This is a genomic window from Pseudomonas anguilliseptica, from assembly GCF_900105355.1.
Classification (GTDB): domain Bacteria; phylum Pseudomonadota; class Gammaproteobacteria; order Pseudomonadales; family Pseudomonadaceae; genus Aquipseudomonas; species Aquipseudomonas anguilliseptica.
In genome coordinates this window covers 833380-854055 of the sequence record NZ_FNSC01000001.1, presented here as the reverse complement: position 1 = coordinate 854055, position 20676 = coordinate 833380, and the positions used below count along the sequence as shown (strand labels likewise).

Genomic DNA, 20676 nt, shown 5'->3' with positions numbered 1-20676 from the left:
CTTCCCGGCAGGTATAAAGCTAGATCGTTTCGATCTAACCTGGCTCCTGATTAGACGCGGGTGCTGTGCTAGAGTGCGCCCTCGTCCACGGCCCGCCGGCCCAAACACATCGCATTTCGTGAGTAGCCATGCTCGATAAACTGACCCACCTGAAACAGCTGGAGGCGGAAAGTATCCACATCATTCGTGAAGTGGCCGCCGAATTCGACAACCCGGTAATGCTCTATTCCATCGGTAAAGACTCCGCCGTGATGCTGCATCTGGCACGTAAGGCGTTCTTCCCGGGGAAGTTGCCGTTCCCGGTGATGCACGTCGATACGCGCTGGAAGTTTCAGGAGATGTACAGCTTCCGCGAGAAGATGGTCAAAGAGTACGGCCTGGACCTGATCACCCACATCAACCCCGATGGCGTAGCGCAGGACATGAACCCCTTCACCTACGGCAGTGCCAAGCACACCGACGTGATGAAGACCGAGGGCCTCAAGCAGGCGCTGGACAAGTACGGCTTTGATGCCGCCTTCGGTGGCGCACGCCGCGACGAAGAGAAATCCCGTGCTAAAGAGCGCGTGTATTCCTTCCGCGACAGCAAGCACCGTTGGGATCCGAAGAACCAGCGTCCCGAGCTGTGGAATGTGTACAACGGCAATGTCAAAAAGGGCGAGTCGATCCGTGTGTTCCCGCTGTCCAACTGGACCGAGCTGGACATCTGGCAGTACATCTACCTGGAGCAGATTCCGATCGTGCCGCTGTACTTCGCCGCCGAGCGTGAAGTGATCGAGAAGAATGGCACGCTGATCATGATCGACGACGATCGCATCCTCGAGCACCTCTCCGACGAAGAAAAAGCCCGGATCACCAAGAAGATGGTGCGTTTCCGTGCCCTCGGCTGCTACCCGCTGACCGGCGCGGTGGAGTCCACGGCCACCAGCCTCACGGACATCATTCAGGAAATGCTCCTGACCCGTACTTCCGAGCGTCAGGGCCGTGTCATCGACCACGATGCTGCCGGTTCGATGGAAGAGAAAAAACGTCAGGGGTATTTTTAAGATGTCGCACCAATCCGATCTGATCAGCGAAGACATCCTCGCTTACCTGGCCCAGCACGAGCGTAAAGAACTGCTGCGCTTTCTCACCTGTGGCAACGTCGACGACGGCAAGAGCACTCTGATTGGGCGTCTGCTGCACGACTCCAAGATGATCTACGAAGATCATCTGGAAGCCATCAGCAAGGATTCGAAGAAAGTCGGCACCACGGGCGATGACATCGACCTGGCATTGCTGGTGGATGGTTTGCAGGCCGAGCGCGAGCAGGGCATCACCATCGATGTGGCGTACCGCTATTTCTCGACCTCCAAGCGCAAATTTATCATCGCCGACACCCCCGGCCATGAGCAGTACACGCGCAACATGGCCACCGGCGCCTCCACCTGCGACCTGGCGATCATCCTGATCGACGCGCGCTACGGTGTGCGGACCCAGACCAAGCGCCACAGCTTTATCGCCAGTTTGCTGGGCATCAAGCACATCGTTGTGGCCATCAACAAGATGGACCTCAAGGGCTTCGATCAAGGCGTGTTCGAGCAGATCAAGGCCGACTACCTGAAGTTTGCTGAAGGTATTGCGCTTAAACCGACTTCCCTGCACTTCGTGCCGATGTCGGCACTGAAGGGCGACAACGTGGTCAACAAGAGCGAGCAGTCGCCTTGGTACACCGGCCAGTCGCTGATGGAAATCCTCGAAACCGTGGAAGTGGCCGGCGATCGCAACTTCACCGACCTGCGTTTCCCGGTGCAGTACGTTAACCGTCCGAACCTGAACTTCCGTGGTTTTGCCGGCACCCTGGCCAGCGGCATCGTGCGCAAGGGCGACGAAGTCATCGCGCTGCCATCGGGCAAGGGCAGCAAGGTCAAATCCATTGTCACCTTCGAAGGCGAACTGGAGCAGGCCGGTCCGGGCCAGGCAATCACTATCACCCTGGAAGACGAAATCGACGTCTCCCGTGGCGACATGCTGGTGCATGCCGACAACCGCCCGCAGGTGGTCGACAGCTTCGACGCCATGCTGGTGTGGATGGCCGAAGAGCCGATGCTGCCGGGCAAGAAATACGACATCAAGCGCGCCACCAGCTATGTGCCGGGTTCGATTGCCAGCATCACCCACCGGGTCGATGTGAATACCCTGGAGCACGGTGCGGCGAGCAGCCTGCAACTCAACGAAATCGGTCAGGTGCGTATCGCCCTGGATGCTCCGATTGCGCTGGATGGCTACGCGCACAGCCGCACCACCGGCTCCTTTATCGTCATCGACCGTCTGACCAATGGCACCGTTGGTGCCGGCATGATCATCGCTGAGCCTGTCGGTGCAGGCGCGGGTGGTCATCATGGCAAGCTGGCGCATGTCTCCACTGAAGAGCGTGCCACGCGCTTTGGTCAACAGCCGGCTACCGTGCTGTTCAGCGGCCTGTCCGGCGCGGGCAAGAGCACCCTGGCCTACGCCGTAGAGCGCAAGCTGTTCGATATGGGGCGCGCGGTCTATGTGCTGGATGGCCAGAACCTGCGCCATGACCTGAACAAAGGTCTGCCGCAGAATCGTGCCGGGCGCACCGAGAACTGGCGGCGTGCCGCTCACGTCTCGCGTCAGTTCAACGAAGCTGGTCTGCTGACCTTGGCCGCGTTCGTCGCCCCGGATGCCGAAGGCCGCGAGCAGGCCAAGGCGCTGATCGGTGCCGAGCGCCTGATCACTGTGTATGTGCAGGCGTCTCCGCAGGTCTGCGCAGAGCGTGATCCGCAGGGTCTGTACGCAGCGGGTGGTGACAACATCCCGGGCGAGTCCTTCCCGTACGACATCCCGCTGAATGCCGATCTGCTGATCGATACGCAGTCGGTGTCGGTAGATGAAGGGGTCAAGCTTGTACTGGCTCTGCTGCGTGAGCGCGGCGCCATCTAAATCCGCTGCACATTAAAAAGCCCCGCCTAGTGCGGGGCTTTTTAATGCCTGTTCGGTCGCCGAAGCGACCGGGTCAGTGGCGTTTACTTGTTCTTCAAACCGTAGCTTTCATCGAGCATGCCTGGCACATCCGCGCTTTTCGGCGCGTAGTCCTTAGGCATTTCATGATGGGCCGGTGCCTTGATGCGCTCGCGCTTTTCACTGCTTTCATCGGCATGCAGGGTGGCAAGCAGGCGCTGGCGAGTCAGTTCGTCGAGTGCCAGGCGGTTGGCCCCTTCGGACAGGTGCTGCTGCACGTCCAGTTGAGTCTGGCTGAGCTTTTTCACTAGGTTGGCCGTGGTGTTGAAATGTGTCACCACCTCGCTTTGGTAGGTGTCGAAGCGTTCTTGAATTTCATCCAGCTGACGTTGGGTGCGGCTAGGGGCCGCATTGGGTGCCAGGCGGGCAATCAGGAAGCCAATGGCAATGCCAGCTACCAGGGTAATGGCGGGTAGCAACCAGGCGGTAAGCGTCTGTTCCACGAGTCCTTCCTCTCTAAACGGCTTTGCTTTACGTTAACGGCTCGAACCTGCGCTGTATACCGCAATGCAATGCCGAAAGGTTTGCGGTGTTGTGTATGGTGCAGGCTGTCAGCTAGACGAGTCGACCCACTGCGAGGTCACGGAGTTCCCTGTTGCTCACCCGCGAAACCCCTCTGATGATTGCCGGCCCCTGCGGCCAACTCGAAGCCCTGTGGCTGGATACCCCTGATGCCCGTGGCGTGGCGCTGATTTGCCACCCCAACCCGGTGCAGGGCGGCACCATGCTTAACAAGGTGGTCTCCACCCTGCAACGCACGGCTCGTGACTGTGGCCTGGCCACGTTGCGTTTCAATTACCGCGGTGTCGGCGCCAGTGCGGGCAGCCACGATATGGCCAGCGGTGAGGTAGATGATGCCGAGGCCGTGGCCAACTGGCTGCGTGCGCAGCACCCCGAGTTACCGCTGACCCTGCTGGGTTTTTCCTTTGGCGGTTTTGTCGCTGCCGCACTCGGCGCGCGCCTTGAGATCCAGGGCGTGACACTCGACAAGCTGTTTATGGTGGCCCCGGCCGTGCATCGCCTGAGCGAAGAAACGCCCCCGGCCAGCCATTGCCCGTTGATCCTGATCCAGCCCGGCGACGACGAAGTGATCGACCCGCAGGTGGTTTACCAGTGGTCGGCGGCACTCGGGCGTGCCCATGAGCTGCTGAAAGTGGCAGAATGCGGCCACTTTTTTCACGGCAAGCTGACCGACCTAAAGGATTTGTTATTGCCGCGTCTCTGAACTGATTGAGCCTCAATAAGCGAACGTTATGACCACTCGTATCCTTACCGGCATCACCACCACCGGCACGCCGCACCTGGGCAATTACGCGGGCGCGATTCGCCCGGCCATCGTTGCCAGTCGCGCCGCCGATGCGGATTCGTTCTACTTCCTGGCGGACTACCATGCGCTGATCAAGTGCGATGAGCCGGCACGTATCCAGCGTTCGCGACTGGAAATCGCCGCCACCTGGCTGGCGCTGGGTCTGGATACCGACAAGGCAACCTTCTACCGCCAGTCGGATATCCCCGAGATTCCCGAGCTGTGCTGGTTGCTCTCCTGCGTCGCCGGCAAGGGCCTGCTCAACCGCGCCCACGCCTACAAGGCGTCGGTGGACAAGAACGTCGAAGCCGGTGAAGACCCGGATGCGGGCATCACCATGGGCCTGTTCAGCTACCCGGTGCTGATGGCCGCGGACATTCTGATGTTCAACGCACACAAGGTGCCGGTCGGCCGCGACCAGATTCAGCACGTGGAAATGGCCCGCGATATCGGTCAGCGCTTCAACCATCTGTTTGGCAATGGCAAGGAGCTGTTCACCCTGCCCGAGGCGGTGATCGAGGAAGACGTATCCACGTTGCCAGGCCTTGACGGTCGCAAGATGAGCAAGAGCTACGACAACACCATCCCGTTGTTCGGCAGTGCCAAGCAGCTCAAGGATGCCGTTGCACGTGTCGTGACCGACTCCAAGCTGCCGGGCGAACCAAAAGACCCGGATAGTTCGCATCTGTTCACCCTCTATCAGGCCTTTGCTGCACCGACCCAGCAGGCGGACTTCCGTGCTGCGCTGGAGGGCGGTATGGCTTGGGGCGAAGCCAAGCAGGCGTTGTGCACCCTGCTGGAAGCCGAGCTGGGCGAGGCGCGCGAGCGCTATCACGCGCTGATCAGCAAACCGGCCGATCTGGAAGACATTCTGCTGGCCGGTGCCGCCAAGGCGCGCAAGATCGCCACGCCGTTTCTCGGTGAGCTGCGTGAGGCCGTTGGCCTGCGCTCGTTCCGCAGCCAGGCCGTCAACACGGCGGGTGAGAAGAAGAAAGCCGGCAAGAGCGCACGCTTTGTCAGCTTCCGCGATGACGACGGCAGCTTCCGCTTCCGCCTGCTGGATGCCGCCGGCGAGCAGCTGTTGCTATCCAAGTCGTTTGCCGATGGCAAGGCCGCAGGCATGGTCAACAAGCGTCTGCAGTCCGGCGACGCACTGGATGTGCGCGAGCAGGACGGCGGCTTTGCCGTCTGGCTGGACGATGAGTGCGTGGCGCAAAGCCCGGCATTTGCCGACAGCGAGGCCTGTCAGGCGGCGATTCAGCGTCTGCGTGAGGCGCTGGCACCTCAGGAATAACGCTCTGCTGGATGGCCCCTCCCACAACCGGTACGCCGTCTATAAGCCGTTGCCAATCAACGGGGGCGTCGCTAAAGTGACGCCCCCGTTTTACTTGCCCGGCTAACGAATTTATGACGCCCCTAGAACGCTACCAGGCTGACCTTAAACGCCCCGATTTCTTTCATGATGCCGCCCAGGAAACGGCGGTGCGTCATCTGCAGCGCCTGTATGACGACCTGGTCGCCGCCGACAAGGGCAGCGCCGGCGTATTCGGCAAGCTGTTCGGCAAAAAGCCGCAGGGGCCGGTCAAGGGCCTGTATTTCTGGGGCGGCGTCGGTCGCGGTAAAACCTACCTGGTCGACACCTTCTTCGACGCGCTGCCGTTCGAGAAGAAGATGCGTACGCACTTCCACCGCTTTATGAAGCGCGTGCATGAAGAAATGCGCACCCTCAAGGGCGAAAAGAACCCGCTGACCATTATCGGCAAGCGCTTCGCCGACGAAGCCAAGGTCATCTGCTTCGACGAGTTCTTCGTCAGTGACATTACCGATGCCATGATCCTCGCCACCCTCATGGAAGAGCTGTTCAAGAACGGTGTGAGCCTGGTCGCCACCTCCAATATCGTGCCCGATGGCCTGTACAAGGACGGCCTGCAGCGTGCGCGTTTCCTGCCGGCGATTGCCCTGCTCAAGCAGCACACCGAGATCGTCAACGTCGACAGCGGTATCGATTACCGCCTGCGTGCGTTGGAGCAGGCTGAGCTGTTCCATTGGCCGCTGGACGCTGCGGCCGAGGAAAGCCTGCAGAAGAGTTTTGTCAGTCTGCTGCCCGAGCACTGCGAGGTGCAGGAAAACGAGGCGCTGATGATCGAAAACCGCGCCATCGTGGCGCGTAAGGTCGGTGACGACGTGGCCTGGTTCGAGTTCCGCGAGCTGTGCGATGGCCCGCGCAGCCAGAACGACTACATCGAGTTGGGCAAGGTCTTCCACGCCGTGCTGCTGGCCAACGTCGAGCAGATGAGCACCGCCAAGGACGACATGGCCCGGCGCTTTATCAACCTGGTGGACGAGTTCTACGACCGCAACGTCAAGCTGATCATCTCCGCCGAAGTGGAGCTGAAAGACCTCTACACCGGCGGTCGCCTGACCTTCGAGTTCCAGCGCACGCTGAGTCGTCTGCTGGAAATGCAGTCCCACGAGTTTCTCGCGCGGCCGCACAAGCCTTAACTCAACACGCGTACGCTCGTACCTAAAAGCCCGGATCTTTCCGGGCTTTGTAGTTGATGGCCGGCTGAAGACAGCCAGGCCGTCTGCGCCCAAGCAGGATAAACTCTGCGCCATCGACTTATTTCAGCGGTTAGCCCTATGACGTTTGCCTCCCTCGGCCTGATCGAGCCTCTGCTACGCACCCTCGACAGCCTCGACTACAAAACCCCCACGGCCGTGCAGGCTCAGGCGATCGTGCCGATCCTCAAGGGCCGTGATCTGATGGCCGCTGCGCAGACTGGCACCGGCAAGACCGCCGGCTTTGCCCTGCCGGTGCTGCAACGACTGATGATGGAAGGGCCGCAGGTGGCCAGTAATTCGGTGCGTGCGTTGGTGCTGGTGCCGACCCGTGAGCTGGCCGAGCAGGTGTTGCAGAGCTTTATCACCTATGGCCAGCACCTTCCGATGCGCAGTTATGCGGTGTATGGCGGGGTCAGTATCAACCCGCAGATGATGAAGCTGCGCAAAGGGCTGGACGTGCTGGTAGCCACTCCGGGTCGTTTGCTCGACCTCTATCGGCAGAACGCGGTGAAATTCAACCAGGTGCAGACCCTGGTGCTGGATGAAGCCGACCGTATGCTCGACCTGGGCTTTGCCAACGAGCTGGAGAGTGTGTTCGCTGCGCTGCCGAAAAAGCGCCAGACCCTGCTGTTCTCCGCGACCTTTTCCGACGCCATTCGCGCCATGGCCGGGCAGATGCTCAACGACCCGCTGAGCATTGAAGTCAGCCCGCGCAACGCCGCCGCCAAGTCGGTCAAGCAGTGGCTGATCCCGGTGGACAAAAAACGCAAGAGCGAGCTGTTTCTGCACCTGTACCAGAGCAAGCGCTGGAGCCAGGCCCTGGTGTTTGTAAAAACCCGCAAGGGTGTGGATGAGCTGGAAGCCGAGCTGCAACGCCACGGCATCAGTGCCGACTCGATTCACGGCGACAAACCCCAAGCCACCCGCCAGCGCGCCTTGCAGCGCTTCAAGGACGGTGAGGTCAAGGTCCTGGTGGCCACCGATGTGGCGGCCCGTGGTCTGGATATCGACGATATGCCGCTGGTGGTCAACTTCGATTTGCCCATCGTTGCTGAAGGCTATGTGCACCGCATCGGCCGTACCGGCCGTGCTGGCACCACCGGTCAGGCCGTATCGCTGGTTTGCGCCGATGAAGTGCAGCTGCTCTCGGCCATCGAAACCCTGACCCAGCAAGTGTTGCAGCGCATCGACGAGCCGGACTTTATCCCCGACCACCGCGTACCGCAGACTCTGCCCGGTGGCCAGGTGGTGAAAAAGCCGAAGAAACCGAAGAAGCCGAAAGTGGTGGGCGGTGGCAAAGGCGGCAGCCTAGGGCGTTGGATGGAGACCGACGAACCGGCCGCCCCAGTGGTGAAGGCTGTGCGTAAGGTGCCAAGCTTTGGCGGTAAACCAGCCAAGGGCGGCAGATAGTCGTAGAGCGCGCTGTAACCGGGCGATAGAACCCGGTGCTCCTCGCCGATAAAGCAAAGCTCGCGGGCTTGCCCGCGATTAGTATCGGCGCTCTTACTCGGCTAGGCGCTCGGTGTTCTGCGCAATCCGCCAGAGTACGCCGCTGGGGTCGATGATCACAAAGTCGCGCATGCCCCAGGGCTGATCCTGGGGCGGCACCAGGCGCACGCCGAAGCGCTCGCCCAACTGCTCATCCAGTACCTTCTGCCACCAGGCCTCGACGTTTTCCACCAGCAGGTGCATGACGAAGTTTTCCGCCTGCTCCTTGACGTAGAAGTTCTGCAACAGAAAGGCGCAATGCTCGCCATGGCTGAAATAGGCCATGTCGTCGCTGACCCAGCCCGGCTTGAAGCCCAGAGCCTGATAAAACGCCTGGCTCAACGCGAAGTCGCGGGCCGGCACAAAGGTCTTCAGTTCAATGCTGTGCAACATCGGATGGTTCCTGCGCGAGTGATGTCGGACAGGCTATTACGGTTGTGCCGGCTCTCTGGCGGAGCCTGGCGAGCAGAGCTTAACGGCTGGCCTGCGCCGCTTCCAGCTGCTTCTTGTGGGTGGCGGCAGCGGTCATGTCGTAGATCACCACGCAGATGTGTTCCACATCACCCTTGGCCCCGGCCAGCGGCAGTAGGGTGACGTTCTGGTACATAAAGTCTTCCTGGCCGGTGATCGGCTGATAGTTCTTGAAGTGCATCAGGTAGGGGTGTTGCTCCCACAGGCTGAACGCGCGCGTGCCGAGTTGCACCACGGTATCGACCTTGCGCCGTAACCAGGCTTCGTTGATTTCCGGGAACAGGCTGAACAGGGTTTTGCCGTGCACCTCGTCCGGGCCCATGCCCGAATGGTTCTCCATAAAGCTGTTCCACACCTCCACCTGGTACTGGCGATCGAGGACGATCACCCCGACATCGATGCACTGCACGATATCGAGCAGCCAGTGCACCTCTTGAATATCTATCTGTGCGGCCATGGCTTAACTCATCAGGTAGTTGATCTTGTTGGTCAGGCGCTTGATCGAGTCTTCGGTAAACAGCAGCAGCAGGTCGAAGTGGATGTTGTGTGCTTCCAGGCTGTAGCTGATTTCCACCGCCAGAGTCTTCTTCCAGCGACGCTGGTTGAGGTGGATCAGCCGCTCGATGGAAGAATGCTGACCAAGCAGTTGTGGATGGCCTTGGGAGAAGCGCACGTCGATCTGCTCGGCAATCCCGGCCAGGCACGCGCCGATCAGGATGCTGGCCAGATCCAGGAGCATTTCCGAGGTTTCCAGGTCATCCTTCGGCTGCCAGTTGAGCAGACGCGCCATATCGGCCACTTCGGAGTCGTGGAACAGCAGCAGCGACTCGCCGGCGATACCGTCGCCGATAAAGCCCTGGCACACCGCGCTCAGGCGTTCGCCGCGCATGGCGTCGGTGAGGGTCATATGCAGCTCGCTGACTTCGAAGATATTCACCTGCGGCACCGGCAACTGCACAAAGACCCCGAGCGCCTTGGCCAGCAGCGCGGCGGCGCGGCCCATGGCGACGTTGGTGACCTCGCGCAGGGCATCGCGGAAGTTGACCTTCAGCTCATCCAGTACCGCCGCCTGGGCGATGGCGCCAGGCGTCGCCTTGGGGGCGAACAGGCCGAGTTCGAGCAGGGTGCTGCGCAGTATCTCGGGGTCGGCAGGCTTCTTGATAAAGGCCAGGGCGCCGAGTTCCTTGACCCGGCGTAGGGCTTCTTCCTGCACGTCGCCGGAGACTACCACGACTTTGCAGGCCAGGCCTTCTGCGCGCATGGCTGCGAGGGTTTCATAGCCGTCGAGTACTGGCATGGTCAGGTCCAGCAGCATCACCTGGCCCAGACCCTGGCGCAGTGCAGCCAGGGCTTCCTGGCCATTGGTGGCCTGGCTGATGGTCACCGGCCATTCGGGCGGCAGGGCGCGGATCAACTGCTTGCGCGCCATGTTCGAGTCGTCGCAGACCACTAGTGGAATCACGGCTGGAGAGTACCTGTGCGCGTGGAAGAACACCGCTCTGAGGCGGTTTTCTTCAAGCATAGCCGCTTGAGATTGTGCGCGGCGGCTCTTAGAGTGTATTTGCGATCTTGCGAGCTAGAGTCATACAAGGTGCTACGCCAGTAACAGCCTCCGGCTGGGCAAAACGGCGAGGAAGCGGAGTTTGCTGGTGTAAATGAGATTACTCAATGCGTTCGCCCTTCGGGCCGCGCTAAGGCGCGTTAGTCGCTAGCGACTTACCGAGCCTGTTTTTAACGCAGTAGGGCCGACGCGCAGCAGATCGTAAGCAGGACCTTATTCTGCGGGGTGTTGCAGCCATTCCAGCATGCCCAGAGCTGCACAGCGACCGCTGGCAAAGCAGGCGGTCAGCAGATAGCCGCCGGTGGGCGCCTCCCAGTCAAGCATTTCCCCGGCGCAGAAGGTGCCAGGCAGCGCCTTGAGCATCAGCTGGCCGTCCAGTTGTTCGAATGGTACGCCGCCGGCTGTGCTGATCGCCTCATCCAATGGCCGCGGACGCACCAGAGTGATAGGCAGGGCCTTGATTGCACTGGCCAGCTGCGCCGGGTCATTGAAGGCTGCAGCGCTGGCCAGTTCGCGCAGCAGGGCGGCCTTGACGCCGTCGATCCCGGCCTGGCGATGCAGGTGTTTGGCCATGGACTGCGAGCCGCGCGGTTTGCTCAGGGCCGCCTGCAGTTTGCTCAGCGGCGTCTGCGGCAGCAGATCGAGGTGCACGGTGGCACTGCCATGCTGGTTGATCGATTCACGAATGGCTGCTGACAGGGCGTAGACCAGGCTACCTTCGATGCCGCTGGCGGTCAGTACACACTCGCCCAGGCGTGGCGCTGCGCCGGCCAGGCTAAGGCTGACGTTCTTCAGCGGCGCGCCGGCGAATTTGTCCCGCAGAAACGGGCTCCAGGCGCTGACATCAAAGCCGCAGTTGCTCGCCTGCAAGGGCGCGATAGTCACGCCTCGGTCTTGCAACAGGCTGACCCAGGCGCCGTCCGAGCCCAGCCGCGCCCAGCTGGCGCCACCCAGGGCCAGCAGGGTGGCGTCGGTATTTACTCTGTGCTCGCCGCAGGGCGAGGTGATTCGCAGCGCACCCTGGCTATCCCAACCCTGCCAACGATGGCGGGTGTGTATCTGTACACCCAGTTCGCGCAGACGTTTGAGCCAGGCGCGCAACAGCGGCGCGGCTTTCATGTCGGTTGGAAATACCCTGCCTGAGGTGCCGACAAAGGTGTCGATGCCCAGGCCGTGAATCCAGGCGCACAGGGCTTCGGCATCGAAATCCTGCAGCAGCTCGGCCACTTCTGCCTGGCGCGCACCATAACGAGCGACAAAGGCCGGCTTGGCCTCGGAATGGGTGATATTCATTCCGCCGACCCCGGCCAGGAGGAATTTGCGCCCCACCGAAGGCATGCCGTCGTAAAGATCGACCTGCACACCGCCCTGGGCCAGCACTTCAGCGGCCATCAGCCCGGCAGGGCCGCCGCCGATAATGGCAACGCGTGGAGCGGACTTTGGCAAGGCACTGTTCATGGCGGTTTCGGCGTGGGGTGTGCCCGCGCATTCTAACCGAGGCGGCGTCCGCCTTGTCATTTTCCCCGGCTTCGGGCAGGGTCGCAGTCAGAATTTCTGCCTGGAGCCCTTTATGTCTGACCTCTACCCCAGCATCGACCCCGACGGCCTGATCGAATACTCGGTGGTCTACACCGACCGCTCCCTCAACCATATGTCGCAGTCGTTTCAGGGCGTGATGAAGGATATCTCCAGCACCCTGAAACAGGTCTACAACGCCCATGCGATGGCCATCGTGCCCGGTAGCGGCACCTATGGCATGGAAGCGGTGGCGCGTCAGCTGGCCACCGGACAGAAGTGCCTGGTGCTACGCAATGGCTGGTTCAGCTACCGCTGGACGCAGATTTTCGAGATGGGGCAGATCCCCTCTGAGTCGATTGTGCTCAAGGCGCGCCCGGTCGCCGAGGGCAGCCAGGCTGCGTTCTCACCGCCACGGCTGGTCGATGTGCTGGCAGTAATTGCTGCGGAAAAACCGCAGGTGGTGTTCGCCCCGCATGTGGAAACCTCTTCCGGGATGATTCTGCCAGACGGCTACCTGCGCGCCGTGGCGGATGCTGTGCATGCGGTCGGCGGCCTGTTTGTGCTCGATTGCATCGCCTCGGGCACCCTCTGGGTGGATATGCAGGCCTGCGGTATCGACGTGCTGATCAGCGCACCGCAGAAAGGTTGGAGCGCCTCACCGTGTTGCGCCCTGGTGATGCTCAGCGAGGCCGCCCAGGCCCGCGTCGAAGCCACCCAGAGCACCAGCTTTGCCTGTGACCTGAAGAAGTGGCTGCAGATCATGCAGGCCTACGAGCAGGGCGGCCACGCCTACCACGCGACCATGCCCAGCGATGCCCTGGCGCGTTTCCGTGATGCCATGCGCGAGGCCGAAGCCATTGGCTTTGCCACCGTGCGCAACCAGCAGCAGGAACTCGGTGAGCGTGTGCGCGCCTTGCTCGCCAGCAAAGGCTTCAAGAGCGTCGCCGCCGAAGGCTTTGAAGCCCCAGGTGTGGTGGTGTGCTACACCACCGACGCCAGCATCAAGAACGGCAGCAAATTCGCCGCCCAGGGCCTGCAAATCGCAGCCGGCGTGCCATTGCAGTGTGATGAGCCGGCGGATTTCCAGACCTTCCGCCTGGGCCTGTTCGGCCTGGACAAGCTGGGCAATATCGACCGCACCGTGGCGACCCTGGAGCAGGCGCTGGATAAGGTGCTGGCGGAGTAACCGAGGCGCAGGATGGGGCGGGCCGCACAGGTGAGCATCGCGCTACCTGTCACTCTCCTGGCGTCGCAGCGATACCTGCCGATGGGTATCGCTGCGCTCAACGCCACCCCCAGAGTTTAGTTGACCTTGACTGCCTGCAACGTATAGCTCAATGGCAGTCGTTCAGGCTGGCTATTCAGCCGCCATTCGCCATTTTCGCCCAGGCTCATCTGGCCCGGCAGGGCTTCCCAAGGGATGCTGGTGTGTTCTTCCAGTGCATTCAGGCGCATGCCGTGGCGCAGCAGCGCCGTGATGATTTCGCCCATGCCGTGGTTCCACTCGTGAGTGGTGGTGGCGGTCAGCTTGCTGTCGCTTTCCACATAGCTGTACTCGTCATTCCAGACCTGCGGCTGGCTATGTTCAAAATAGGAGTGGACCATCTGCAGGGCATCTTCGCAGTCCTGGTCGAGCGTCATCAGTACGGGATGCATTTCGCGCAGAAACAGGCGTCCGCCAGGCTTGAGCAGGGCCGCGACATTGCGCGCCCAGTCCTCGATCTGCGGTAGCCAGTTCAGCGCACCAATGCCGGTGTAGACCAGGTCGAATGACTGCGCGCCGAGCACCTTGGCGGCGTCGTAGACCGAGGCTTCGACAAACGTGATGTGCTCGCCGCAGGCATTTGTCAGCTTACGGGCCTGTTCCAGTGAGGCGGATGAGAAGTCCAACCCGCTCATCTGCGCCCCCAGACGGGCCAGCGACAGGGTTCGGTGCCTATATGGCACTGCAGGTGCACCCCGCGCAGGCCACGGATATCGCCGAGGCGCGGCAGGTCAAAACGCACCACCTCGGATAAATGCGCGGGTGAGGCGATAAACAGTTGTATCTGGTAATCGGGCGAGGCCGCATGCAAGGCGGCGCGCTCGTTCCAGTTAGCTTTGTTCAGGGCAAACGAGCCATCTATGACGGGATTCCATTCAGTGTGTGGGGGAGTGCTTATCCAACGCGCTCAGTATGGCGTGGGCGGCCTTGATTCTGGCAGCGTTGGGGTAGTTTTTGTTGGCCAGCATAACCAGGCCGAGGTTCTGACTGGGGACAAACACCGCATAGGCGCCGAAGCCGCCGGTTGAGCCGGTTTTATTGAACAGGCTGTCGCCTGGCTCGGTTTCCGGCGGTGCGAGGCGTGTAGCAGGTTTCGACTCCAGGGCCATGGCCGGAGAGTTACCGGCTTGCAGGCGTTCCAGGCTGATCGGGTAGGGGTAGCGCTCCCAGCCGAGGCCCTGGGTCATCTCGCCGGCGCGGTAATAGCCTGCGTGGGTGATGGCGATGGCGCGCTGCAGGTCCTTGGTGAGACTGGCCGGATCAAGGTTGGCCTGGACAAAGCGCAACAGGTCCTTGGCGCTGGCTTTCACCCCATAGGCTTCGGCGTCGAGCATGCCCGGGCTGACGCGCAGCGGCTGGTTGTCCTTGCTGTAGCCATAGGCATAGCAAGGCATCTGCGCCGCCGGCACCTGGATATAGCTGTGCGACATGCCGAGCGCGGGGAACAGCGTGCCTTCCATCAGTGTGGGGAACGGCTGGCCTATGCTGCGCGCGGCGAGGTAGCCGAGCAGGCCAATACTGGGGTTGGAATAGCGTCTGTGAGTGCCGGCAATATGCTCGGGCTGCCACTGGCGGTAATAGCTGAGCATGCTGGCCGGGTCGGTCACGTTGTCGGGGAACTGCAGCGGCAGTCCGCTGGCGGTGTAGGTGCCGAGGTTAAGCAAGCTGGCGTGTTCCAGCTGGCTGCCTTGCAGCTCGGGCCAGTGCTGGCCGGCGCTGTCGGCGAGGGTCAGCTTGCCGGTAGCCTGGGCCAGTGCGGCTAGGGTGGCGGTGAGGGGTTTACTCAGCGAACCGATTTCAAACAGGGTATCGCTGGTTACCGGTTGCTGGTCGTCCAGGCGTGCAACGCCATAGTTGAAGTAGTGGGCCTGGCCGTTGTGAGTGATTGCCACGGCCATGCCGGCAATATCGTGTTCCGCCATCACTGGGCGAATAGTGGTGTCCACCAGTGACTGCAGTGTGTCTTCGGCGTGTGCGGCAGTGCCGAATGCCAGTGCTGCCAGTAGGGCCGGCAGTGTGCTGAGTTTTGCATACATGCTGTGTGAGATTCCTTGGTCGTGAAGATGCGCGATGTGACAGCGCGCGTGCCGATTTTATCCCAGCCCGCTCGCCTGCCAAACCTGCGCGGCGCTGTGGTGCAGAATCCCGTGACGCTTGGCTAGGGCTAGGCGGTCCTTGTCGTAGCCGCCGCCGATCAGCCCGACTACGGGAATGTCACGGCTCAGGCAGTGGTTGAGTACAGCTTCGTCACGGGCTGCGATACCAGCATCCGTCAGGTTGAGATAACCGAGGGCATCGTGCTGGTGCACATCGACGCCGGCGTCGTAGAGCACGATATCCGGCTGGTACAGCGGCAGCAGGTAGTTGAGGCTGTCGTTGACCTCCTTGAGGTAGTCGTCATCGGCCATGCCGTTGGGCAGGGGAATGTCCCAGTCGCTGGCGGCTTTGCGCGCCGGGTAATTCTTTTCGCAGTGCAGTGATACGGTGATCGCCTCCGGGGTGCTCTCCAGCAGGCGCGCGGTGCCATCGCCCTGGTGCACGTCACAGTCGAATATCAGCACGCGCTGGGCCTTGCCACTGGCTAGCAGGTACTGACTGATTACTGCCAGGTCATTGAAGATGCAGAACCCGGCTGGGTGATCGTAATGCGCGTGGTGGGTGCCGCCAGCCAGATGGCAAGCCAATCCATGTTGCAGCGCCTGCTCAGCCGCCAGCAGCGAGCCGCCCACGGCGCGAATGGTGCGTTGCGCCAGGGCGGCGCTCCAGGGCAGGCCGAGGCGGCGTTGCTCGTCATGGGCCAGTTCGCCGCTGGCAAAGCGCTGGATATAGGCCGGGCAGTGGGCCAGGGCGAGTACGTCGGCGGGGCACAGTTCAGGGCGCAGCAGTTCGGCATCGGTGCTTAGGCCGCTGGCGACAATGTGATCGCGCAGCAGGCGAAACTTCTCCATGGGGAAACGATGATTGGCCGGGAAGGGCGGGCTGTAATCGTCGTGGTAGACCAGCGGCAGGCGCATGGTGGCGGGCTCGGGCGGAAGTGGCCGAAGTATGGCGGCAGGCTCTGCTTGCGCTCAAGCCCTGCGGCCGATTGGCTAGAATGCTGCCATTATTGTCCACATCCATCTTTCAGTCGGGCCGACAAACTTCGGCGAAGTCTTTACCATCTCGCCCCCAGCCAGATGCGTTAACAGGAGAGCATGCATGAGTCAGGTGTTGGATGAGTTGGTCGCCCTGCTGACCCTGGAAACCATCGAAGAAAACCTGTTTCGCGGGGTCAGCCAGGATCTCGGCTTTCGCCAGTTGTATGGCGGCCAGGTGCTGGGGCAGTGCGTTTCAGCGGCCAGCCAGACGGTGGATACCGTGCGTCATGTGCATTCTATGCACGGCTACTTCCTGCGCCCCGGTGATGCCACGCTGCCGGTGGTGTATCAGGTTGAGCGCGTGCGTGATGGCGGCAGCTTCAGTACACGGCGGGTGACGGCGATCCAGAAGGGCAAGCCGATCTTTACCTGCAGTGCGTCGTTCCAGTTCGATGAAGAAGGCTTTCATCATCAGAACCGGATGCCTGAAGTGCCGGGGCCGGAAGAGCTGAAATCGGAAACCGAGCTGGCGCGCATGGTCGAAGCCATGATTCCCGAACGTATGCGTGAGTGCGCTATCAGTGACAAGCCGATCGAGATTCGCCCGGTCACCATCGGCAACCCCTTCGCGCCAAAGCCCAGTGAGCCGGTCAAGCACGTGTGGTTCCGCGCCGCGGGCGAGCTGCCGGATGAACCGCAACTGCACAAGCTGCTGCTGGTCTACGCTAGTGATTTCAACCTGCTGACCACCTCAATGCTGCCGCACGGGGTTTCCGTCTGGCAGAAGTTTATGCAGGTCGCCAGCCTCGACCACTCGCTGTGGTTTCACGGCAACCTGCGTATGGACGACTGGCTGCTGTACAGCATGGACAGCCCCTGGGCCGGCAATGCCCGCGGTTTCTCCCGTGGCAGCATCTTCAATCGTCAGGGCCAGTTGGTCGCCTCGGTTGCCCAGGAAGGGCTTACCCGCGTGCGAGAGGATTGGAAGTGAGTCTGAGCGCGGCCCGCCACTGGGTATTCGATATGGATGGCACCCTGACTCTGGCGGTGCACGACTTCGAGGCGATTAAGCGCGCGCTGGATATTCCCCTGGAACACGACATTCTTGGCCATCTGGCCGCGCTGCCCGAGGCGGTGGCGGCGGCCAAGCATGCCTGGCTGCTGGAGCATGAGCGCGAACTGGCGTTGACCGCCGAGCCTGCCCCTGGGGCGATTGAGCTGGTGCGCGAGCTGCACGGGCGTGGTTGCCGACTCGGCATCCTCACCCGCAATGCCCATGAGCTGGCGCTGCTGACCCTGCGTGCCCTCGGTCTGGACGACTGCTTTGCCGTGCCGGACGTGATCGGCCGTGACGAGGCGCCGCCCAAGCCCGATCCGGGTGGGCTGCTGCATTTCGCCAGAACCTGGCAGGTCGCACCGAGCGAGCTGGTGATGGTAGGCGATTACCGCTTTGACCTGGAGTGTGCCCGCGCTGCGGGTGCGCGCAGCGTGCTGGTCAACCTGGCGGAAAACCCCTGGCCGGAATTGGCCGATCATTTCGCCGTGGATTGCTGCGCCTTGCAGCAGCTGTTGTAGGGTGGATGGCGTTTTATCCATCCACCCATTGCCCCTTGTGGTGGATGGATAAAACGCCATCCACCCTACGTGTGTTTATTCAATGACAGCAGCCGGATTCCAGATCCCTGAGGATCGGGCAGTCCGGGCGGTCGTTACCCTGGCAGTTGTCCATCAAGTCCTTGAGGGTGTCGCGCAGGCCGCTGAGTTCGCTGATCTTGCGTTCCAGCTCGCTGATATGTGCAGCGGCCAGGGCTTTCACATCGGCACTGGCGCGTTGGCGATCCTGCCACAAGGCCAGCAGCTGGTTGACTTCGGTCAGGGAAAAGCCCAGGTCGCGTGAGCGTTTGATAAAGGCCAGACGATGCAGGTCCTGCTGGCTGTACTGGCGGTAGCCGCTGTCGCTGCGGCCGGCCTCAGGCAGCAAATCGATGCTTTCGTAGTAACGAATCATCTTGGCGCTCAGGCCGGTTTTTTTGGCGGCTTGGCCGATATTCATCGTTCTTCTCCTGCCCTGCGGTTTATTCGTGATCCTTGGGCTTCCAGGTTTTCAGCAGCAAAGCATTGCTCACCACGCTGACGCTGGACAGCGCCATGGCCGCGCCTGCGAGCATCGGGTTAAGCAGGCCGGCGGCGGCCAGAGGAATGCCGATCAGGTTGTAGGCGAAGGCCCAGAACAGGTTCTGGCGAATCTTGTTGTAGGTGCGCCGGCTGATCTCCAGGGCGTCGGCCACCAGGCGCGGATCGCCGCGCATCAGGGTAATGCCGGCGGCGTGCATGGCCACATCGGTGCCGCTGCCCATGGCGATGCCCACGTCAGCGGCGGCCAACGCCGGGGCGTCGTTGATGCCGTCACCGACCATGGCCACAACGGCGTCTTGCTTCAGCTCAGTGATGATCGCCACTTTGTTCGCCGGCAGCACTTCGGCATGCGCGACCTTAATGTTCAGTGCTTGTGCCACGGCATGTACGCTGCCTTTGTTGTCCCCGCTGATCAGGTGGCTGTCGATGCCTTGTGCAGTCAGTGCAGCAATGGCTTCTGGTGCGCCTTCCTTGAGCGTATCGCCAAAGGCGAGCAGGCCGAGCACCTGCGGTTGCGGAGCGAGCTCTATAAGCCAGGACAGTGCGGCCTTCAGCCTCCCAGGCCAGCGCTTCGGCGATCAGTGTCTGGTTTTGCAGCCAGTGCTCTTCGAGCAAGCGTTTGTTGCCCAGGGCCAGCTGTCTTTCGCCAATCTTTCCGGCAATGCCGCGCCCAGCCAGGGCCTTGCTGTCGCTGACCTCGGCGAGTGTCAGGTGCTCCGCTGCGCACTGGTCCAGCACGGCCTTGGCCAGCGGGTGTTCGCTGCCGCGCTGCAGGGCTCCGGCCAGCTGCAGCAGTTGCGTGCTGTCGCCGTCGATGGCTTGCAGGTGGGCGATACGCGGGGCGCCTGCGGTCAGGGTGCCGGTCTTGTCGAAGGCCACCAGGGTTACCGAATGGGCAATTTCCAGGGCTTCGGCGTCCTTGATCAGAATGCCGTGGGCGTGGCCAGGCCGAGGGCGCAGGGGCAGGCAATCACCAGCACGGCCACCGCGTTGAGTAGCGCTGTTTCAATACTGGCGCCGAGTAGCAGCCAGGTCATTAGAGTGACCAGTGCGATCAGCAATACGCTGGGTACGAAAATACGGCTGACTTTATCCACCAGTTTCTGGATCGGCGCCTTATGGATGGTCTGAAAAAGACTTCCTGATTTTGGCAAAATATCCGCACTCCACCCGCCGAGTTTTCCGATGAAGCAGATGACCTTCGCCGACGCCGAGTACGCCGGCAAGCGCAAGCAGACCCGCAAAGAATTGTTCCTGATCGAGATGGATCGGGTAGTGCCATGGAAAGGGTTGATCGCTTTGATCGAGCCGCATTATCCAAAGGGTGAAGGCGGCCGACCGTCCTATCCGCTGATGGCGATGCTGCGAGTGCATCTGATGCAAAACTGGTTCGGTTACAGCGATCCGGCGATGGAAGAGGCGCTGTACGAGACCACCATCCTACGCCAGTTTGCCGGGCTGACTCTGGAGCGCATTCCTGACGAAACCACCATCCTCAACTTCCGCCGCTTGCTGGAAAAACACGAACTGGCTGCCGGCATCCTGGCCGTGATCAATGGCTACCTGGGTGACCGTGGTTTGTCGCTGCGCCAAGGCACCATCGTCGATGCCACGCTGATCAACGCGCCGAGTTCAACCAAGAACAAGAACGGTAAGCGTGACCCTGAGATGCACTCAACCAAGAAAGGCAATCAGTATTACTTCGGCATGAAGGCGCACATCGGGGTGGATGACGAGTCTGGCTTGGTGCACAGCGTGGTGGGTACTGCCGCCAACGTGGCGGATGTCACCCAGGTCGATAAGCTGCTGCACGGCGAGGAAAACATGGTGGGGGCCGATGCCGGATATACCGGTGTCGAGAAGCGCCCCGAGCATGAGGGCCGTCAAGTGATCTGGCAGGTTGCAGCACGGCGTAGCACTTACAAGAAACTCGGTAAGCGCAGCGCGCTGTACAAAGCCAAGCGCAAAATCGAGAAGGCCAAGGCCCAAGTGCGAGCCAAGGTCGAGCATCCGTTTCGGGTGATCAAGCGTCAGTTCGGTTATGTGAAGACGCGCTTCCGTGGCCTGGTCAAAAACACGGCGCAACTGGTGACTTTATTCGCGCTGTCAAATCTGTGGATGGCGCGCCGACATTTACTGACGAATGCAGGAGAGGTGCGCCCGTAATGCTGGAAATGGCTGCCGCGAGGTGCTCGCGGCGGCTAAAAACACAGAAATGAGCCGGTAATCTGATCGTTTTTGATCGATTTATCACTTTCGAAATCAGCAG

18 protein-coding genes and 2 pseudogenes are annotated in these 20676 nt (G+C 61.4%); 10 read left to right on the top strand and 10 right to left on the bottom strand.

Translation table 11 applies throughout. The features are described 5' to 3' along the window. The first annotated feature begins 128 nt into the window (after positions 1–128). Together cysD and cysN are read left to right on the top strand one after the other, a co-directional pair. Positions 129–1046 (top strand): sulfate adenylyltransferase subunit CysD, encoded by a 918-nt coding sequence (gene cysD, locus BLW24_RS04080; RefSeq protein ID WP_090377033.1) that lies wholly within the window; start codon positions 129–131, stop codon positions 1044–1046. A 1-nt stretch (position 1047) separates the two neighbouring features. Continuing rightward, positions 1048–2946, top strand: a complete 1899-nt coding sequence (gene cysN / locus BLW24_RS04075) for a sulfate adenylyltransferase subunit CysN (protein ID WP_090377030.1) — start codon at positions 1048–1050, stop codon at positions 2944–2946. Between the two features lie 83 nt (positions 2947–3029). On the opposite strand, the gene BLW24_RS04070 is transcribed toward cysN, so the two are convergent. Continuing rightward, positions 3030–3467, bottom strand: a complete 438-nt coding sequence (locus BLW24_RS04070; RefSeq protein ID WP_090377027.1) for a Z-ring associated ZapG family protein — start codon at positions 3465–3467, stop codon at positions 3030–3032. Between the two features lie 152 nt (positions 3468–3619). Here BLW24_RS04070 and BLW24_RS04065 point away from each other — a divergent pair, with 152 nt between their 5' ends. The 4 genes from BLW24_RS04065 to BLW24_RS04050 all read left to right on the top strand — a co-directional run bounded on the left by BLW24_RS04065 (position 3620) and on the right by BLW24_RS04050 (position 8302). Then, positions 3620–4249: an alpha/beta hydrolase gene (locus BLW24_RS04065; RefSeq protein ID WP_208600135.1), complete on the top strand. Its 630-nt coding sequence runs from the start codon at positions 3620–3622 to the stop codon at positions 4247–4249. 28 nt (positions 4250–4277) lie between these two features. Further along, positions 4278–5624: a tryptophan--tRNA ligase gene (locus BLW24_RS04060; RefSeq protein ID WP_090377024.1), complete on the top strand. Its 1347-nt coding sequence runs from the start codon at positions 4278–4280 to the stop codon at positions 5622–5624. 113 nt (positions 5625–5737) lie between these two features. After that, positions 5738–6832 carry a cell division protein ZapE gene (zapE, locus tag BLW24_RS04055; RefSeq protein ID WP_090377021.1) on the top strand — a complete coding sequence of 365 codons (1095 nt, stop codon included), beginning with the start codon at positions 5738–5740 and terminating at the stop codon, positions 6830–6832. Between the two features lie 138 nt (positions 6833–6970). Continuing rightward, positions 6971–8302: an RNA helicase RhlE1 gene (locus BLW24_RS04050; RefSeq protein ID WP_090377019.1), complete on the top strand. Its 1332-nt coding sequence runs from the start codon at positions 6971–6973 to the stop codon at positions 8300–8302. A 93-nt stretch (positions 8303–8395) separates the two neighbouring features. Here BLW24_RS04050 and BLW24_RS04045 read toward each other — a convergent pair whose 3' ends face one another. The 4 genes from BLW24_RS04045 to BLW24_RS04030 form a co-directional block, all read right to left on the bottom strand. Continuing rightward, the gene (locus BLW24_RS04045; RefSeq protein WP_090377017.1) at positions 8396–8773 is read right to left on the bottom strand and encodes a VOC family protein; all 378 of its coding nucleotides are present in this window, start codon (positions 8771–8773) and stop codon (positions 8396–8398) included. Positions 8774–8852: 79 nt separating this feature from the next. Continuing rightward, positions 8853–9308 (bottom strand): PAS domain-containing protein, encoded by a 456-nt coding sequence (locus BLW24_RS04040; protein WP_090377014.1) that lies wholly within the window; start codon positions 9306–9308, stop codon positions 8853–8855. 3 nt (positions 9309–9311) lie between these two features. Next, positions 9312–10313, bottom strand: a complete 1002-nt coding sequence (locus BLW24_RS04035) for a response regulator (protein ID WP_090377011.1) — start codon at positions 10311–10313, stop codon at positions 9312–9314. 312 nt (positions 10314–10625) lie between these two features. Next, positions 10626–11870 carry a TIGR03862 family flavoprotein gene (locus tag BLW24_RS04030; RefSeq protein WP_208600134.1) on the bottom strand — a complete coding sequence of 415 codons (1245 nt, stop codon included), beginning with the start codon at positions 11868–11870 and terminating at the stop codon, positions 10626–10628. A gap of 112 nt (positions 11871–11982) precedes the next feature. Between BLW24_RS04030 and BLW24_RS04025 the strand changes: the two genes are divergently transcribed. After that, positions 11983–13116: an aminotransferase class V-fold PLP-dependent enzyme gene (locus tag BLW24_RS04025; protein WP_090377006.1), complete on the top strand. Its 1134-nt coding sequence runs from the start codon at positions 11983–11985 to the stop codon at positions 13114–13116. 116 nt (positions 13117–13232) lie between these two features. Here the strand turns inward: BLW24_RS04025 and BLW24_RS04020 are convergent. The 3 genes and pseudogenes from BLW24_RS04020 to BLW24_RS04010 form a co-directional block, all read right to left on the bottom strand. Further along, positions 13233–14056: pseudogene (locus BLW24_RS04020) on the bottom strand (class I SAM-dependent methyltransferase). 13 nt (positions 14057–14069) lie between these two features. Continuing rightward, positions 14070–15230 carry a class C beta-lactamase gene (ampC, locus tag BLW24_RS04015; RefSeq protein ID WP_090377004.1) on the bottom strand — a complete coding sequence of 387 codons (1161 nt, stop codon included), beginning with the start codon at positions 15228–15230 and terminating at the stop codon, positions 14070–14072. Positions 15231–15287: 57 nt separating this feature from the next. Beyond that, a complete protein-coding gene (locus BLW24_RS04010; RefSeq protein WP_090377001.1) occupies positions 15288–16208 on the bottom strand; it encodes a histone deacetylase family protein in 921 nt (306 codons plus the stop codon). A 184-nt stretch (positions 16209–16392) separates the two neighbouring features. Here BLW24_RS04010 and tesB point away from each other — a divergent pair, with 184 nt between their 5' ends. Then, a complete protein-coding gene (gene tesB / locus BLW24_RS04005) occupies positions 16393–17262 on the top strand; it encodes an acyl-CoA thioesterase II (protein WP_090376999.1) in 870 nt (289 codons plus the stop codon). Beyond that, positions 17259–17846 (top strand): HAD family hydrolase, encoded by a 588-nt coding sequence (locus BLW24_RS04000; RefSeq protein WP_208600133.1) that lies wholly within the window; start codon positions 17259–17261, stop codon positions 17844–17846. Before tesB ends, BLW24_RS04000 begins: the two co-directional genes overlap by 4 nt. A 79-nt stretch (positions 17847–17925) precedes the next feature. Here BLW24_RS04000 and cueR read toward each other — a convergent pair whose 3' ends face one another. Further along, entirely contained in the window at positions 17926–18324 is a 399-nt protein-coding gene (cueR, locus tag BLW24_RS03995; protein WP_090376992.1) for a Cu(I)-responsive transcriptional regulator, read from the bottom strand. A 22-nt stretch (positions 18325–18346) separates the two neighbouring features. Then, positions 18347–19525: pseudogene (locus BLW24_RS26345) on the bottom strand (heavy metal translocating P-type ATPase); the annotation flags it as partial. Between the two features lie 67 nt (positions 19526–19592). On the opposite strand from BLW24_RS26345, the gene BLW24_RS03985 reads away from it, so the two are divergent. Further along, complete coding sequence (locus tag BLW24_RS03985; RefSeq protein ID WP_090375326.1) at positions 19593–20573, top strand: IS5 family transposase; 981 nt, start codon at positions 19593–19595, stop codon at positions 20571–20573. Positions 20574–20676: the final 103 nt, after the last annotated feature.

Bases quoted from the DNA above. Each gene is read 5' to 3' on its own strand.
- cysD (WP_090377033.1), top strand. From the start codon at position 129: ATGCTCGATAAACTGACCCACCTGAAACAGCTGGAGGCGGAAAGTATC.
- cysN (WP_090377030.1), top strand. From the start codon at position 1,048: ATGTCGCACCAATCCGATCTGATCAGCGAAGACATCCTCGCTTACCTG.
- BLW24_RS04060 (WP_090377024.1), top strand. From the start codon at position 4,278: ATGACCACTCGTATCCTTACCGGCATCACCACCACCGGCACGCCGCAC.
- zapE (WP_090377021.1), top strand. From the start codon at position 5,738: ATGACGCCCCTAGAACGCTACCAGGCTGACCTTAAACGCCCCGATTTC.
- BLW24_RS04050 (WP_090377019.1), top strand. From the start codon at position 6,971: ATGACGTTTGCCTCCCTCGGCCTGATCGAGCCTCTGCTACGCACCCTC.
- BLW24_RS04045 (WP_090377017.1), bottom strand. From the start codon at position 8,773: ATGTTGCACAGCATTGAACTGAAGACCTTTGTGCCGGCCCGCGACTTC.
- BLW24_RS04040 (WP_090377014.1), bottom strand. From the start codon at position 9,308: ATGGCCGCACAGATAGATATTCAAGAGGTGCACTGGCTGCTCGATATC.
- BLW24_RS04030 (WP_208600134.1), bottom strand. From the start codon at position 11,870: ATGAACAGTGCCTTGCCAAAGTCCGCTCCACGCGTTGCCATTATCGGC.
- BLW24_RS04025 (WP_090377006.1), top strand. From the start codon at position 11,983: ATGTCTGACCTCTACCCCAGCATCGACCCCGACGGCCTGATCGAATAC.
- ampC (WP_090377004.1), bottom strand. From the start codon at position 15,230: ATGTATGCAAAACTCAGCACACTGCCGGCCCTACTGGCAGCACTGGCA.
- BLW24_RS04010 (WP_090377001.1), bottom strand. From the start codon at position 16,208: ATGCGCCTGCCGCTGGTCTACCACGACGATTACAGCCCGCCCTTCCCG.
- tesB (WP_090376999.1), top strand. From the start codon at position 16,393: ATGAGTCAGGTGTTGGATGAGTTGGTCGCCCTGCTGACCCTGGAAACC.
- cueR (WP_090376992.1), bottom strand. From the start codon at position 18,324: ATGAATATCGGCCAAGCCGCCAAAAAAACCGGCCTGAGCGCCAAGATG.
- BLW24_RS03985 (WP_090375326.1), top strand. From the start codon at position 19,593: ATGAAGCAGATGACCTTCGCCGACGCCGAGTACGCCGGCAAGCGCAAG.